Raw genomic sequence first — 13,404 nt, 5'->3', positions numbered from 1 at the left:
TCAAAAATTTATCGAGTATGAAAAAGATTCTTCTGGCACTCGTTTTTATCGGGTGCATGTTCGCTGCCCACGCGCAGGAAAAGCCCTCCACGGGCGATTTGTACGACGGTCTTACCCGTCCGCTGACCTTCAACCGGGTTATCCCGCCCTACGCGCTGGAGGTGACGTTCAGCAAGACCGTGCATGTGATTTTCCCCTCGGCCATCCGTTACGTCGATCTGGGGTCTTCGGATCTTCTGGCGGCGAAAGCCGACGGCACGGAAAACGTGCTGCGTGTAAAGGCGGCCCTGCGTGATTTCTCGCGCGAGAGCAACCTTTCGGTCATTACCGAGGACGGGGCCTATTACAGCTTCAATGTCAAGTATGCCGACGAGCCGGTGAAACTGTCGGTCGAGATGGCGGACTTCCTGCATGACGGGGAGGCGGTAAACCGCCCCAATAACGCGCTGGACATCTATTTGCAGGAGTTGGGCTGCGAATCTCCGCTGCTGGTCAAACTGATCATGCAGTCCATTTACAAGAATGACCGCCGCGAGATCAAGCATATCGGTTGCAAGCGTTTCGGGGTACAATACCTCCTCAAAGGTATCTACGTGCATAACGACCTGCTTTATTTCCACCTCCAACTGAAAAACTCCTCCAACGTGCCTTTCAACGTGGACTACCTGACGTTCAAGATTACGGACAAGAAGGTGGCCAAACGCACGGCCATCCAGGAGCAGGTCGTATGGCCCGTGCGGGCGTACAACAACGTGCAGGTCATCGGCGGCAAGCGTACCGAGCGCATGGTCTTCACGCTCCCGAAGTTCACGCTGGCCGACGACAAGCAGCTGGTCGTGGAACTGCACGAGCAGCAGGGCGGGCGACACCAGACTTTCACGGTGGAGAATGCCGACCTGGTGCGCGCACGTGTTATCAACGAGTTAAAGGTAAAGTGATATGAAACGGGCGATATTCATTCTCACGCTGGGGTTATGCCTCCTCCTTTCGGACGGGGCGCACGCCCAGCGTGCCCTGCCCGCCATGCGCGGGCTGGAAATACGGGGAGGCATGGCCGACGGCTTCTATACCCGGGACAGCCGCAGCGAAACGGGCTACTGGTTCGGGCTGGCCATGAGCCGCTACGCGAAGAATGCCGACAAGTGGGTGTTCGGCGCGGAGTTCCTGAACCGTTATTACCCCTACAAGTCGGAACGTATCCCGGTGGCGCAGTTCACGGCCGAGGGAGGTTACTATTACAAGTTCCTCGCCGACCCGTCCAGGACTTTTTTCTTCTACCTCGGCGGCTCGGCGCTGGCCGGTTACGAGAGCGTGAACCGGGGCGAGAGGCGGCTCTATGACGGCTCTACGCTCCGCCACCGCGACCGTTTCCTCTATGGCGGGGCCGTCACGCTGGAGGTCGATGCGTACCTGACCGACAGGATTATCCTCTCGCTGACGGGGCGTGAGCGTATCCTATGGGGCACTACAACGGGACATTTCCACGCGCAGTTCGGCCTGGGCGTGAAATTCATAATCCATTAAACTTGCAAGCGACATGAAAAAGATGAAAAAGATATTGGCCCTGGCGGTCTGGATCGCCGCCCTGGGTCTTTTATGCGCATCCTGCGACAACGGGCTGGATATACAGCAGGCGTACACGTTCTCTCTGGAAACGATGCCCGTTCAGAAGCGAATCTCCGTTGGTGAAACCGCTGAAATCCGCTGCACGCTCGTGCGGGAGGGGAGATATGACGGCGCACGTTACACGATCCGCTATTTCCAGCCCGACGGGCGCGGTGAGTTGAGGATGGACGACGGTACGGTGTTCCTGCCCAACGACCGCTATCCGCTCGACCGTGAGGTGTTCCGCCTCTATTACACATCGCGCAGCGATGACCAGCAGACCATCGACGTCTATGTCGAGGACAACACGGGTCAGGTCGTGAAGACCTCCTTCACGTTCCAGAGCGAGAACGGGACGGAGGAAACGGAACGATAACGGAATATGTCTAACCAAGAGAAGCGCCCGTCACCCGGGCGCTTTCCATAAATACTGAAAACCATGACAGAGCAAGAGAGAATAGATATAGCCTATCTCGATACGGGGGTGTACGAGAACCCGTGGCGTGAGAACCTTTTCGAGACGCTGCCCGAGGATCGGAAAACGGCGGAGGTCTGCCGTTTCGCCATCAAGAAATCGGCTTTCAACATCGAGTTCGTTCCCGAAGCGATGAAAACGCCGGAACTTTGTCTTGCCGCGGCCGGCCACCGGGGCGAAACACTGAAATTCGTCCCTGACCGTCTGAAGACACCGAAAATGTGCCGTGCCGCCGTCGATAGCAACAGCTACGCGCTGTATTACGTTCCGGAGGGGTTGAAGACCCCCGAACTGTGCATGGCGGCCGTGAAGCGCAACGGCCTGGTGCTGGAGGCCGTTCCCGGGGAATTGAGGACGCCGCAAATATGCCGTGCGGCGTTGAAAGCGGTGGACAGTGCCGATTACAAGATACTCCCTTACATTCCGTATCCCGATATATGCCTGGAAGGGCTGAAAAAATTCGGGATGTCGTTCGTGGACAAGTTCGAGATTTTCGCCTCCATTGCCCCGGAGGTCATGACCGGGGAGCTGGCCCTTCACGGCGTGGGGATGGACGCGTCCTGCCTTTCGCTCGTGCCGGTGGAACTGCGCACGGAGGCAGTCTGCCTGCGTGCCGTCAGCGGGGACGGCATCCTGCTCCATGAAGTGCCGGAGGAATTACGCACGGAACGGGTCTGCGAGGCCGCCGTGTCCTCGAACTACCTGGCACTGGAGTACGTTCCGAAACATCTGAAAACCGACCGTCTGTGCGGGATGGCGCTGGAGCGCGATCCCCTGGCCATCCGCTTTTTCAACCCCGAACAGCTCACGCCGGAGGTCTGCAACCGGGCGTTGGCCCGTGCCGACGACCTGCGTGTCCTCCGCTATATCCCTTTCGAGGATATACACATGAAGGCGTTGGGGTTCTATTGCACGAATTACGAGAAGACCTTCGATTTTTTGCAGCACATGAACCCGGCACACGTCACGCCGAAAGTGGCCCGGGAAATTTTCGCCCTGGAGCCGGAGCTGTTCTACAACCTTCCCGACCACGCCAAGAACGAGGAGATGTGCCGCCGGGCCGTCGGGCACGACGGGAGCTACCTGCAATATGTCCCCGAGAAGTGGAAAACGCCGGAGTTGTGCATGGAGGCCATACGGCGCAGTCCCTATGCCATCGCCCACCTGCCCGAGAGCATGAAAAGCCCGGATCTATACATGAGCCTGGTGCGGGAGAACCCGCAAAACCTGAAAGGCGTCCCCCGCGAAGCCCGGACGCCGGAGATGAGCCGGGAGGCTTTCGAGCGTACCTACGGGAAGGACAAAACCGATTTCTCGGTTATCAGCGCGTTGAGCGACCCCGCCCTGGTCTTGCAGGTGTTCCGCGAGCAGGACGACCCGCAGCAGATACACCGGTTGATGAGTGTCCTGCACCTGAACCGCCGGCTTGTAACGGAGGAGGTGGCGTTGGAGGCCGTTCGCAAGGATGCGGGGGTGCTGTACGACATTCCCCAGACGGCCATCACGCCGCTCGTGGCCGATACGGCCGTGCGGGGCGACCCGAGGATGATCCAGTGGGTTCCGAGGGAGCTTCGCACGTCGGATCTGTGCCTCTATGCCGAGGCCGCCCATCCCGAGTTGCGGGTTTACGTTCCCGACGAGATAGCGAAGGGACGTAATATCTATTCGTTCCACCGTCAGGTGGACGCGAAATTGCGTCAGCCGCTCGAATACGAACAATACAAGACCCTCTACTCGGGCGGCGCGGTGCGTGTGAACAACGTGTGGACGTCGGTTGCGGGTGAGATTGACTGCTGCGAGGTGCGTTACGACCGTAAGACGGAGAAACTCAAACTGCGGATCGTCGAACCGCCCAGGGAGAAGAAGGCGCAGCCGAAGGTCGCGCCCCGCAAACCCGCCCGGGGGCCGAAATTGTAGGACGGCGGGTAGTTCTTTGGCAGGAAGGTTGTTAAAAATCGCACGTGTTGTCGCCGATACCCGGATGAAATCGTTATATTTGCAATCGAATCCTCCGGCGGCGTGCCGCCGGGCGATTTACATACGGAAGGAACACATTATGGTGGGGCATTGAAAACAGCCAAATTTTAATCCGCTCGCAAAATAATGGGTAGTTCTCTTCTTTATCGTCGTGTCTATATGCGTCAAGCGTATGCGATAGCGGCGTGGGGAGAAATTATCTATCGAGTGGATGGGTGCTTGGCTGTACCTCAATGCCGGTATTTAACGTATTCTCACGCCTTTTTCGTATGGTATTTGTCTGAACCTAAAGAAAAGCGATATGGAAACGAAATCGACAAATGAGGTAAAGGGTGATTACGACCGGGTATCGGCGAGTGAATGCCTGGGGTCGCTAATCGAGTTGCACGGGATTGTTATGGAAGACGATCTGTTCGTCATTCCCGATGCGGATGGCACGGCAGTATTATACAATGACGGGAAGATACGTTTTGACGAGATCGCCGACATCGAGGTCGGCTCGGTGTTCGTGGGCATCCTGCTCCGCAACGGCTATCTGTTCTACCTTTCCCGTACCGAACCGCTCAAGACGTGCATATACACGCATGGCGGGTGGGGTTCAATCTCTGAAATTTCTCCCCGTGGCATTGCCGGACATATCGGGCGTGAACTGCACGGGAAGCTGGGCGACCATACGGCGGTCGATTGACGGGAAACAAAAAAATCGGACGGTTGTTATCGTCCGATTTTTTTCGCGTCGTATTTTCACGGCCGTTGCCTGCCGTGTTCCCGTTTCCGCCTTTGCAGGGCGAGCAGTTGCCGCAACATGTAGGCATGGTTTTCCCCCACGGTATGCCCCGAGGGCATCAGGTAAGGACTTGCGAGGCACTCCCGGCATTGGCGTACCGCCTCTTTTAAGTCGGTAACGGTTATTTCCGCTCCCGTGATGTCTTTAATCTTTGTTTCCATTCTTGTCCTGTTTTTTGGGTTCGTACCAACTGTCCCGGTAATTTTCTCCCACGAGCGAGAAAATTCCGCTCATGCCGCTTTCAGCGGCGAAATTTTTGGCTTCCCATATACCGGAAAACTCTCCCAGCAGCCGGTAGCCGATGAATAATTTGTACTTGCGCATGATTTTATCGTTTTTCCAGGTTGATAATCGGTGTGTTCTTTTGCAGCCATTCCTTCACGCTGTCCATGTTGTATTCGGATGTGATAACCGCCGTTCGGTCGTCGATTTCGGTGAAGCGCGTAGTTTCATACCCGTCGATCCACTGCTTCAGCGTGGCAACGCCCCACACCTGCGGGTCGTCGAACATGGTGTTGAGCCGCCCGATACCCTCGCCGAAGGTTACGAGCAGCGTTTCATAGGAGATTTCCTTGTTTACTTCATTCGTTTTCATATTCTCGCTTTTTACGGGCGGCTTTTGCCGCCCCGAAATTTTTTAATCAGACAAGTTCCACTCTAACCCTGCTCATGTTCGCCCAGAACACGCCGTTGCAGTAGTAGGCGTAGCCGTTATGCCAGTTGCTCCTGCGGCGTATCACGTCCTGCTCGGGTGGTCGTATCTCGATACTCGTGGTGTAGATGTTGTGTCCCACGGTAATGACGAGGTTGCACCTTCGCCATATCTCGGAATGGGTTTTGAACCCGTTTTTCCCCTCGACGAGCGCAAGGGCCGTCTTGACTGCTTCCCGAACTTCCCAATCCCACTCCCCGAAGGGTTTGAGCGGGCGTGCCATGTAGCTTTTATAGATGATTTTCATTGTTATATTTTTTTTGTAGGGCGGCTTTCGCCGCCCCGATTTTATAATTCGACAATCCTTTCCACTCTGCCGTACAACATGGAGCGTATGCTCGTCTTGTCCACGCCCTTGTATTCCGTGTAATGCCCGTACTGCTTTACCACGAATGTTTTCAGTACATCGACAAAGTTGAAACGATACCCTAAAAGCGGAATGGAGTCCTTGAAATAGGTGTTATGGTTTACCTCACGGGTAATCCAGTCTTTCTCCTCACGGGTGAGCGTTCCCCCGTCATTGAGCCGTTTGCGTAATATGTACGCTTTTGAGCCTGCAAGGCTTTCGAGTGCGGGAACGTCCCACGACACGAATTTATATGCTATTTGGTTCATTCTATTTTGTTTTTGCGGGCGGCTTTCGCCGCCCCGATTTTTATGCTGTCATTCGTTTCCGTATAAGGGACATGTTCCCCTTCATCAGTTTCAGTATTTGCCCGTGGTATGGGGTATTCTTGTTACACACGCCACGGCTCTGCACGACCTCCATGCGTTTTAGGGACACCTCTATCGTTTCGATACGTTTGCCGTCGATTGTAGCCGAGAGTATGAGCGAGTCGGCTTTCAGATAGTATTCGTTGGTAAACACGCAGTGGTGCATGGCCTCGCCCTCCTGCCGTATGGCTTCAACGCTGTCCAATACCTTGATGCGGATTTCCCCGTCGGAAAACTCCACTCCGAAAAACCGTCCTTTGGCTTTGACAAACGAGGCTTCCTGTTCCAACGCCTTGCGCCGTTCCTCCTGCCGCCGTTCCATTTGCATGTGCCGCCGTTTTTTAGCCATGTAGAGGTCATGCGCTGCGGGCAGGTCTGCGGGACACACGAAATGGGCGTTATGCAGGTCTTTCCCGAAAAATCGCAGCAGGTCGATGTAGTCGCACCATTCCGTCGGTTTCCCGATAGCGTACCCGTTACGGATGGCGATACGGATGGCCGGCCAATAGTCTGCGATATTGCGGGAGGAACGGGCGAAAAATCGCACGAGTGCCGTTTGTCCCGCTTTAAGCAGCGTTTCGGCCTTGTTCTCCGAGAGCAGCAGGTGGATAAGGTCGAAAGGGGTTACATCGGGGAGTTGTTTGCCGTAACCGCTTCGGCGCAGTTCGGGGATAAGCCGTTGCCGGGGATAGATGCGTGTGGGCGTGATGTTGTATTTCCCGTCGTTCTCCGCCCGCAGTTCCAATGCGCTCGACCAACTCCACCCGTGAACGAAGAAGCCCATCGGGCGCAGCCGTGCGAAGGTTGCGGAGCGTCCGTCGGGGGCAATCCACCGCTGTACGGCTTCGATATGGGTGTAAACGGGCGTCTGTCCCACTTTCGCCCAACACTCGATATAGACGAAGCGCAGGACTTGAAAACCCTTGCAGCGGGTTACGATGCACAAATACTCGTAATCGTTGAACTTGCGGCGCAGGGTGGTTTCCACTTTCAGCGTGGTGTGGCAGTGCGGACACTCGCACCCTAACAGATTGTCCGTGAGTTCTCCGTTTTCGCTCTGCCACGTGTGGCCGCACTCGGTGCAGGTGATAAGTCCTTTCGGCGTGCGGCGTCCGATATGCTCGATGCAGTTCTTGTACCCCCATTCGATTTGTGCGGGGGTAAGCGGCGGCAGGTGTTTGCTTGCCGCCACGACGTTCTGTTGGAATTTTGTTCTCGGTTTCATAACTAAAATAGACTGGGCATTAGTTTGTTATCTTCGATTTTCTTGGGTTTGGACTTGGCTTTCGCCAACTTGGCGTAGGCTTCGCTCTCGGCCTTCCGTATGGCGTTCCGCCGTGCCTCGGCTTTTTCCTCCTCGGTCAGTTCAACGGTGTGATTGACCACTACCTTGCAACTGACGGGTTTGCCGATGTCGATGTCCTCCTCGTCGTAATAGTGGAGTGCCATAGAGTATATTTCCTCGTCGGCAAACCCGTTGCAACCGCTCTGCCGTACTTGGTTGATGATGAAAGTGCAGCAATCGTCAATGTTCTTTTTCGGGTTGGCGTATCGGGGTGCGAAAAGTTCGTCCTCCCGTGCCCGTGCGTCGAGATAGTTCTGTATCGTCAGTTTGAAATAATCTGTTCCTTGTGCCATGATTTTTTGGTATTGTGGGGCGGCGAGCCGCCCCGTGTTCAACATTTATTCGTCCTTTCCGAGAAGCCGCCGCACCTCGTCCTCTTTGGTCTTTTGGAAAATCCATCCCGCTTTCTTCTGCCCGTCATGCGTCAGCCGTGCGTTGAAGCGTCCCCCGAGTGCGTGAAGGGCGTCCTTGACGGGCTTGGTGTCCCCGAATACGGCTATCGCCTTCTCGGAATAGTCCACGATGATAAACCCGCCTTGCACGCTCGTTTCAGTGCGTTCCGCCCGTTTTTCGTCTTTCGGCTCGGGCAGACATATATTCTCCTCGTTTCCTGCGATATATGCCAGCCTGTCGATGTACCCTTCACGGGTGTAGTGGGTCAGTTTGCAGACACTCCACCCGTATTTCGGACTTTTGCCGAGCGTGAAAACGGGATAGCGGTGTTCGTTCTTGGGGTCGTATTCGGAGAGGTGCGCCGTTTGCGGGAAATTGGCCGCCGCCTTTCTCAACTCCCCGAAGCCGTTGCGGGAGGTGGCCGAAAAGCCGAGAATGACGGTACGCACGCTTCGGGTGGTCGAACACTCGTAAGAGGGGTCAGTGTATTCCGTTTCGTTGAGTTCGGCGATGATTACGCCCTGCACCCCTTCGGGCATGATGCGGCGTAACCTCTGCGCTCCTATTTCCGCTATGCGGTCATGCTCGGCTTTCTCTTTGGCGGCGGCGATGGCCTGCGCCGTGGCTTGCTCTTCCGCCTGCCTCACGAGCAAAGCCACCTCGAAAGCGTCCATGAACTCGGGGTTCACGTCGTCGTAGTACCTGCCGATACCGAATGTTTGCGAGAGGGGTCGCAAAATGTCCGTTTGGCTGATTTCCTTTGTTTCGGTATCGACCATGTGGTACACGTAGCCACGGGCGGTGTGTTCCACCTTGTAAACGACGTAACGCTTTCTGCTCGCACCCGCACCGATACCGATGATTACCTGGTTTTCCTTGACTACCTGCACCTGCGTGTCCGTGGTAGTCGCTCCGAATAATGAAATGTACTTTGTCATACCTGTAAAAATTTAGAAGATGTGAGTGAATAGGAAATAGAAAAAGCCGGTTAGAGCCACGAGAGAAACAAGGCAGGAGAAAATGCCCCGCAGGATGTCATAACAGAACGTGAAGCCCAAAACGACCCAAATAAAGTCGATACCCCACACGTGGAAGCCCAAAGTCACCGCCCCGACCTTTACCGCCAACCCGACCTTTGCCTTTATGCCAAGTGGAAGGTTGGAGGATTTCTGTTTCCATTTATTTTTCTCTTCGTTTCTCATAACCTTTGACTTTTTTTTTATGCCGTAGCGGAGCCGGTATGGATGGAATCTGTTTCGGTAGCATCAAAAGGTGTCGGGGATAGCTGCTGCAAGATTTTGTCGGAAAATACGCTCGCCCGCAGGGAAAGAGGAAGATTTTGCGGCAAACCGCCCCGCGGCCCGATCTTGCAGCAGCGTGAGCCCCGTAACTACCTTTGCTACTGACAACAGATTTCCATACCGCGCTCCGCGGCATGAAAAAAAAGAGAGGAAAAGGTTATGGGAGAGAAACGGGGAGAAAACGATATGCCGTGAACGCTCGCGAAAGTCGGTTCACGGCTCACCCTGCATGGAATGATAAATCGCCCGCGAACATTTCCTTTCACGGGCGATTGGCGTATCGGAGCGTGCCGATCCCGTATCGGCGGAGGATCGTTTCCGCCGGACGTGGCGCCACTCGCTGCCACTTTTAAGACGGATACGTCCATATGCCACTGGCTGATAACAAGATACTGTCCATTTGTGTACTTTTGGGCATCCGGGAAACAAAAAATGAAACAGAACATGGAAATAATAAGTATGGACGTGAAGGCTTTCGACGCGCTGGCAGGGCACGTGGAAGCCATTGAAAGAAAAGCCGAGGCGTTATGCCGCAGGCAGGAGGACGTGAGTTTGAAAAAATGGCTGGACAACCAGGATGTCTGTGACGTGCTGGGTATATCGAAACGTACCCTGCAAACCTACCGGGAGAAAGGGTTGCTGCCTTTCAGCCGCATCCGTCACAAAATCTTCTACAAACCGGAAGATGTCGGGAAACTGCTGCAATCGTCGCACTATCCTAATACCGCCGCGTTATGAGCCATTATTTCATCGACAAGCACGATCCGCGTGTGGCGGATCTCTTCCGGCGTTTGGAAAAGGCCGGCAAGGCACTGGATAAACTGGAATCCTCCGGAGGCCGGACACTCAAGGGAGAGCGGTTCGTCACCGACGAGGAATTGTCCCGGCTGCTGAAAATCAGCAGGCGTACATTGCAGGAATACCGCACGGCGCGGATCATTCCCTATTATTTGATTCAGGGCAAGGTACTATACATGGAATCCGAGATACAGAAATTCCTGGAAGATTCCCGGAAGAAATGTATCGGGGGACAGGAATGGGTATAAAAGAAGAACGGCCAACGTTTTGGCCGTTCTTCTTTTTCAGTTCAATATCGTGTTCATGCCGGGGAGCTGCCAGACGACGGCGGTCGTCGTGGCCCTTCGGACAAGCCACCGTCGGAAGGCTTCGGCATTCCCGGATTTTAAGCGGAAAGCCAGCGCGGCGATCATTTCGAGCGAATACAGCTCGACAATACCGCCGTCACGGTTGCGCTCCCGGCGGTAAACCCTCTCCTCACGGAGTATGCCGCTTTTGAGTATGGAGCGGATGTTGCTCCCCACGGCAGGAACGAAGACTCCGAACAGGTCGGCAATCTGGTGGCGCGTGAGCCATACACGGTTCTCCGGCGCGTGGATTTCCACCCGCCCGTTTTCAATGCTGATAGGTTCTCTTGTCGTCATAGTCATACAAATTTATCAATTTTTGTTATACTGTTCAACCGTTTACCGTTATAATATCTGCCGTTTCCGGTTCGTCCTCCTCGTAGAGATTTATTTTCCGGCCTTTGGTCTGTTCTTTCAGCCGTTTCATGTCCTCGTCCACCTTGCGGTCGGTCACTTTGGCGTAAATCTGCGTGGTGGAAATGCTCTTGTGTCCCATCATGCGGCTGACAGTTTCGATAGGCACACCCAACGAGAGCGTGATATGTGTCCCGAAATTGTGCCTCGCCTTGTGAAAGGTCATGTCGAAGCCGTATGTCCGTCCCAGTTCTCTGGTGAGCTTGATGAGATACCCCCGGCAATAGAGGTTGAAAATCCTGTCGCTTTTACGCTCGTGGCGGTATTTCTCGATGATCTGCAACGGCACGTTCAGCAGGCGGATGGCCGAGGGCGTTTCGGTCTTCTGGCGCCGGATGTGTATCCAGTACGTTCCGTCGTCCGACTGCGTGATGTCTTTTTCGGACAAGCGTTTCAGGTCGGCGTAGGACAACCCCGTGAAGGTAGCGAAGAGAAACCAGTCCCGCACCCGCTGGAGGTTGGGTTTATCGACGGGAGTTTCCATCAGCTTTTTGAGGTCTTCGAGTTTCAAATGGCGGCTCTTGCGCCGGGGCAGTTCCGGGTGCAGCTTCCCGTAAGGGTCGCGCCGGAGTGTACCCTGACTGACAGCCCGCTTGGTCATTTTCTTCAACCGGTAAAGATGCTCGTGTACTGTCTTGGGTTTCATTTCACGATCTGTACGCAGGAATATTTCAAAATCATCGTAGAATTCCCGGTCAAGGCTCCGCAACGCTACATCCTCCTTTTCCTTCCTTTTTTTCACGAAGGAGGCTAAAATATTATAGGAGTTCTCGTAACTTTCATAAGTTTCTTCCTTGCGATCCACGCCGACACGCTTGCGGAACTCCTCGTTATGCTCGCGGAACAAGGCAAGGAGGGTGAACGGTTTCTGCCCGATTCCTTCCACGGCGTTTTTGACCAGCTCGGCCGTCACGAAACCGAGGCTTTTACGAATATGACGGTAATGTCCGGTGATTTTTTCGGTCAGTTTCTCTATTGCCAGGTTTACCGTTCGGGCGTTCTCGCTTCGTCCGTTCGCCCTTTTGGTTTCCGGATTCCAGAGCGATGGATCGACAAACGCGTTGATATTGATCGGGGCCGACTTGGCGTCGATGCTTACCTTGCATAACAATTTACATGTTCCGTCCTTGCGGACTTTCGTGCGGTTGATGTAGAACAGCAGGGAGAACGTGCTGCGACGTTTTATCTCTTTATTATTCGTTTCCATAATCGTTGTGAATTTGATTGTCAATGATAGATTAAATAGCTACGGAGAAGCGGCCGGCAATCTTTTCCTCTAAAGACCGGGTATCCATGTCGATCTTGTCATCGGTCACTTTGGCGTAAATCTGCGTCGTGGAAATGCGGCTATGCCCCAGCATTTTACTGACGGTTTCAAGCGGGACACCATGCGAAAGCGTGATCTCGGTGGCGTAGGTATGGCGTCCGCAGTGAAAGACGAGCTTCCGTTCAATCCCGCAAATGGCGGCAATACGTTTCAGCGTCCGGTTGAGTTCGTTGTTGCTGTACATCGGCAGCAGTTTCCCTTCCGGGGCCATATCCCGGTACTTGTCGAGGATGAGTAACGGGATGTCGAGCAACGGCACTTCATAGTCGATTTTCGTCTTCTTGCGGGCGGTCTTGATCCATACCTCACCGTCCTCGGCCACTTCCAGATCCTCCGTCGTCAGGCGGCACATGTCCCCGTAAGGGATACCCGTGTAGCAGGAGAAGAGGAACAGGTCGCGGATATGGTAGAGCTTCGGGTCATGCAGGGGTGTGGTCATCAGCCGTTGTAACTCTGCGGCGGTAAGGTATTTCTGTTCCCGCTCGGGATGTTCGGCTTCATAACCCGCGAACGGGTCGGCAGTGATAATCCCTTCCGCGATGGCTTCCCCGACAATCGTGTTCAACCGTGTGACAAGCAACACGATAGTTCCCAGGGCAAAGCGGCGCTCCGTGCGTAGGTAGAGGTCATAGTTGTCGATGAATGAACGGTTCAGGGCCGTGAAAGGAACATCCGACAACTTGTATTTCTCCTGGATGAAAGCAGCCACACAGTTACAAGCATAGCGGTAAGATTGCGCTGTTCCCTTTTCCCGGTTCACGCCGACACGTTTTTCGAAATGTTCGATGAACGTCCGGAAATAACCCAACAGGGTTTCCTGCCCGAAAGCCGTCCCCAACAACAGATTCCTTATTTCTTCAGCCGTTACATTCTCACGGGTGGCTGACAGTTCGTCATAAATGGAAATGGCTGAAGCTCGCAAATCGTCCAGTTGCCGGTTGATTTCCCGCGCGGCGTTACTTTTACCCGTGGCACGTCCGGATGCCCACAGTGCAGCGGGTACGGACATTTTCGCACTAAAAGCCGCTTCTGAAAATTTGCCGACAACAAGTTTCGCCATGACCGGGCAATGTCCCTCGTCATTCATTTCGCTCTTTTTGAGGTAGAACGTAACCGTTACATCCGTCTGTTTCATTGTATAATTTTTAATCGTTATATATTTGCATAAAGTTTCAACATCAAAGTGTGGAATAAGACCGATGTTTCCTT

20 protein-coding genes are annotated in these 13,404 nt (G+C 54.3%); 8 read left to right on the top strand and 12 right to left on the bottom strand.

Annotated features, from left to right (window positions below):
• Nucleotides 1–17 precede the first annotated feature (17 nt).
• The 6 genes from traN to AB5217_RS16605 all read left to right on the top strand — a co-directional run bounded on the left by traN (nucleotide 18) and on the right by AB5217_RS16605 (nucleotide 4,745).
• Nucleotides 18–938 carry a conjugative transposon protein TraN gene (traN, locus tag AB5217_RS16630; RefSeq protein ID WP_149887651.1) on the top strand — a complete coding sequence of 307 codons (921 nt, stop codon included), beginning with the start codon at nucleotides 18–20 and terminating at the stop codon, nucleotides 936–938.
• A 1-nt stretch (nucleotide 939) separates the two neighbouring features.
• Entirely contained in the window at nucleotides 940–1,524 is a 585-nt protein-coding gene (locus AB5217_RS16625; protein ID WP_004319140.1) for a conjugal transfer protein TraO, read from the top strand.
• A 13-nt stretch (nucleotides 1,525–1,537) separates the two neighbouring features.
• On the top strand, nucleotides 1,538–1,981 hold the full coding sequence (locus tag AB5217_RS16620) for a DUF3872 domain-containing protein (RefSeq protein ID WP_004295445.1): 444 nt from the start codon (nucleotides 1,538–1,540) through the stop codon (nucleotides 1,979–1,981).
• Nucleotides 1,982–2,044: 63 nt separating this feature from the next.
• On the top strand, nucleotides 2,045–3,997 hold the full coding sequence (locus tag AB5217_RS16615) for a DUF4116 domain-containing protein (protein WP_368112775.1): 1,953 nt from the start codon (nucleotides 2,045–2,047) through the stop codon (nucleotides 3,995–3,997).
• A gap of 186 nt (nucleotides 3,998–4,183) precedes the next feature.
• The gene (locus AB5217_RS16610; RefSeq protein ID WP_004295442.1) at nucleotides 4,184–4,381 is read left to right on the top strand and encodes a hypothetical protein; all 198 of its coding nucleotides are present in this window, start codon (nucleotides 4,184–4,186) and stop codon (nucleotides 4,379–4,381) included.
• Nucleotides 4,359–4,745 carry a hypothetical protein gene (locus AB5217_RS16605; RefSeq protein ID WP_004295441.1) on the top strand — a complete coding sequence of 129 codons (387 nt, stop codon included), beginning with the start codon at nucleotides 4,359–4,361 and terminating at the stop codon, nucleotides 4,743–4,745. The genes AB5217_RS16610 and AB5217_RS16605 overlap by 23 nt, the downstream gene beginning before the upstream one ends.
• A 56-nt stretch (nucleotides 4,746–4,801) precedes the next feature.
• Here AB5217_RS16605 and AB5217_RS16600 read toward each other — a convergent pair whose 3' ends face one another.
• The 9 genes from AB5217_RS16600 to AB5217_RS16560 are packed head-to-tail and all read right to left on the bottom strand — an operon-like array spanning nucleotide 4,802 to nucleotide 9,210.
• A complete protein-coding gene (locus tag AB5217_RS16600; protein WP_004295440.1) occupies nucleotides 4,802–5,005 on the bottom strand; it encodes a hypothetical protein in 204 nt (67 codons plus the stop codon).
• On the bottom strand, nucleotides 4,989–5,168 hold the full coding sequence (locus AB5217_RS16595; RefSeq protein ID WP_004295439.1) for a hypothetical protein: 180 nt from the start codon (nucleotides 5,166–5,168) through the stop codon (nucleotides 4,989–4,991). Before AB5217_RS16595 ends, AB5217_RS16600 begins: the two co-directional genes overlap by 17 nt.
• Before the next feature lie 4 nt (nucleotides 5,169–5,172).
• Nucleotides 5,173–5,439, bottom strand: coding sequence for a DUF6956 domain-containing protein (locus AB5217_RS16590; protein WP_004295438.1), 267 nt, complete (start codon nucleotides 5,437–5,439; stop codon nucleotides 5,173–5,175).
• A gap of 46 nt (nucleotides 5,440–5,485) precedes the next feature.
• Nucleotides 5,486–5,803: a hypothetical protein gene (locus tag AB5217_RS16585; protein WP_004295436.1), complete on the bottom strand. Its 318-nt coding sequence runs from the start codon at nucleotides 5,801–5,803 to the stop codon at nucleotides 5,486–5,488.
• A 41-nt stretch (nucleotides 5,804–5,844) separates the two neighbouring features.
• Nucleotides 5,845–6,171 (bottom strand): hypothetical protein, encoded by a 327-nt coding sequence (locus AB5217_RS16580; protein ID WP_004295437.1) that lies wholly within the window; start codon nucleotides 6,169–6,171, stop codon nucleotides 5,845–5,847.
• A 40-nt stretch (nucleotides 6,172–6,211) separates the two neighbouring features.
• The gene (locus AB5217_RS16575; RefSeq protein WP_004303775.1) at nucleotides 6,212–7,495 is read right to left on the bottom strand and encodes a PcfJ domain-containing protein; all 1,284 of its coding nucleotides are present in this window, start codon (nucleotides 7,493–7,495) and stop codon (nucleotides 6,212–6,214) included.
• Nucleotides 7,496–7,497: 2 nt separating this feature from the next.
• Nucleotides 7,498–7,908, bottom strand: coding sequence for a PcfK-like family protein (locus tag AB5217_RS16570; RefSeq protein WP_009132163.1), 411 nt, complete (start codon nucleotides 7,906–7,908; stop codon nucleotides 7,498–7,500).
• A gap of 45 nt (nucleotides 7,909–7,953) precedes the next feature.
• Nucleotides 7,954–8,946 carry a hypothetical protein gene (locus AB5217_RS16565; protein ID WP_004295433.1) on the bottom strand — a complete coding sequence of 331 codons (993 nt, stop codon included), beginning with the start codon at nucleotides 8,944–8,946 and terminating at the stop codon, nucleotides 7,954–7,956.
• 12 nt (nucleotides 8,947–8,958) lie between these two features.
• Nucleotides 8,959–9,210 (bottom strand): hypothetical protein, encoded by a 252-nt coding sequence (locus AB5217_RS16560; RefSeq protein WP_017141503.1) that lies wholly within the window; start codon nucleotides 9,208–9,210, stop codon nucleotides 8,959–8,961.
• A gap of 543 nt (nucleotides 9,211–9,753) precedes the next feature.
• Between AB5217_RS16560 and AB5217_RS16555 the strand changes: the two genes are divergently transcribed.
• On the top strand, nucleotides 9,754–10,047 hold the full coding sequence (locus tag AB5217_RS16555) for a helix-turn-helix domain-containing protein (RefSeq protein ID WP_004319131.1): 294 nt from the start codon (nucleotides 9,754–9,756) through the stop codon (nucleotides 10,045–10,047).
• Entirely contained in the window at nucleotides 10,044–10,355 is a 312-nt protein-coding gene (locus tag AB5217_RS16550; protein ID WP_004295430.1) for a helix-turn-helix domain-containing protein, read from the top strand. The genes AB5217_RS16555 and AB5217_RS16550 overlap by 4 nt, the downstream gene beginning before the upstream one ends.
• Nucleotides 10,356–10,391: 36 nt before the next feature.
• On the opposite strand, the gene AB5217_RS16545 is transcribed toward AB5217_RS16550, so the two are convergent.
• From AB5217_RS16545 to AB5217_RS16535, 3 genes are read right to left on the bottom strand one after another with little or no spacing between them, the layout of a single operon-like run.
• Nucleotides 10,392–10,757 (bottom strand): non-receptor tyrosine-protein kinase TNK1, encoded by a 366-nt coding sequence (locus AB5217_RS16545; RefSeq protein ID WP_004295429.1) that lies wholly within the window; start codon nucleotides 10,755–10,757, stop codon nucleotides 10,392–10,394.
• A gap of 28 nt (nucleotides 10,758–10,785) precedes the next feature.
• Entirely contained in the window at nucleotides 10,786–12,075 is a 1,290-nt protein-coding gene (locus AB5217_RS16540; protein ID WP_004295428.1) for a site-specific integrase, read from the bottom strand.
• A 31-nt stretch (nucleotides 12,076–12,106) separates the two neighbouring features.
• Complete coding sequence (locus AB5217_RS16535) at nucleotides 12,107–13,330, bottom strand: site-specific integrase (protein ID WP_004303751.1); 1,224 nt, start codon at nucleotides 13,328–13,330, stop codon at nucleotides 12,107–12,109.
• Nucleotides 13,331–13,404: the final 74 nt, after the last annotated feature.

The organism is Bacteroides sp. MSSM.1001136sp1_RTP21357st2_D2_RTP21359_211015 (genome assembly GCF_040913205.1).
In the GTDB taxonomy this organism is placed as follows: Bacteria; Bacteroidota; Bacteroidia; order Bacteroidales; family Bacteroidaceae; genus Bacteroides; species Bacteroides ovatus.
This window is presented reverse-complemented; position numbering and strand designations above follow the sequence as displayed.

Coding starts and splice junctions, on each gene's coding strand:
- AB5217_RS16570 (WP_009132163.1), bottom strand. CDS start 7,908: ATGGCACAAGGAACAGATTATTTCAAACTGACGATACAGAACTATCTC.
- AB5217_RS16595 (WP_004295439.1), bottom strand. CDS start 5,168: ATGCGCAAGTACAAATTATTCATCGGCTACCGGCTGCTGGGAGAGTTT.
- AB5217_RS16535 (WP_004303751.1), bottom strand. CDS start 13,330: ATGAAACAGACGGATGTAACGGTTACGTTCTACCTCAAAAAGAGCGAA.
- AB5217_RS16545 (WP_004295429.1), bottom strand. CDS start 10,757: ATGACTATGACGACAAGAGAACCTATCAGCATTGAAAACGGGCGGGTG.
- AB5217_RS16625 (WP_004319140.1), top strand. CDS start 940: ATGAAACGGGCGATATTCATTCTCACGCTGGGGTTATGCCTCCTCCTT.
- AB5217_RS16600 (WP_004295440.1), bottom strand. CDS start 5,005: ATGGAAACAAAGATTAAAGACATCACGGGAGCGGAAATAACCGTTACC.
- AB5217_RS16540 (WP_004295428.1), bottom strand. CDS start 12,075: ATGGAAACGAATAATAAAGAGATAAAACGTCGCAGCACGTTCTCCCTG.
- AB5217_RS16565 (WP_004295433.1), bottom strand. CDS start 8,946: ATGACAAAGTACATTTCATTATTCGGAGCGACTACCACGGACACGCAG.
- AB5217_RS16585 (WP_004295436.1), bottom strand. CDS start 5,803: ATGAAAATCATCTATAAAAGCTACATGGCACGCCCGCTCAAACCCTTC.
- AB5217_RS16555 (WP_004319131.1), top strand. CDS start 9,754: ATGGAAATAATAAGTATGGACGTGAAGGCTTTCGACGCGCTGGCAGGG.
- AB5217_RS16560 (WP_017141503.1), bottom strand. CDS start 9,210: ATGAGAAACGAAGAGAAAAATAAATGGAAACAGAAATCCTCCAACCTT.
- AB5217_RS16580 (WP_004295437.1), bottom strand. CDS start 6,171: ATGAACCAAATAGCATATAAATTCGTGTCGTGGGACGTTCCCGCACTC.
- AB5217_RS16615 (WP_368112775.1), top strand. CDS start 2,045: ATGACAGAGCAAGAGAGAATAGATATAGCCTATCTCGATACGGGGGTG.
- traN (WP_149887651.1), top strand. CDS start 18: ATGAAAAAGATTCTTCTGGCACTCGTTTTTATCGGGTGCATGTTCGCT.
- AB5217_RS16610 (WP_004295442.1), top strand. CDS start 4,184: ATGGGTAGTTCTCTTCTTTATCGTCGTGTCTATATGCGTCAAGCGTAT.
- AB5217_RS16550 (WP_004295430.1), top strand. CDS start 10,044: ATGAGCCATTATTTCATCGACAAGCACGATCCGCGTGTGGCGGATCTC.
- AB5217_RS16620 (WP_004295445.1), top strand. CDS start 1,538: ATGAAAAAGATGAAAAAGATATTGGCCCTGGCGGTCTGGATCGCCGCC.
- AB5217_RS16590 (WP_004295438.1), bottom strand. CDS start 5,439: ATGAAAACGAATGAAGTAAACAAGGAAATCTCCTATGAAACGCTGCTC.
- AB5217_RS16575 (WP_004303775.1), bottom strand. CDS start 7,495: ATGAAACCGAGAACAAAATTCCAACAGAACGTCGTGGCGGCAAGCAAA.
- AB5217_RS16605 (WP_004295441.1), top strand. CDS start 4,359: ATGGAAACGAAATCGACAAATGAGGTAAAGGGTGATTACGACCGGGTA.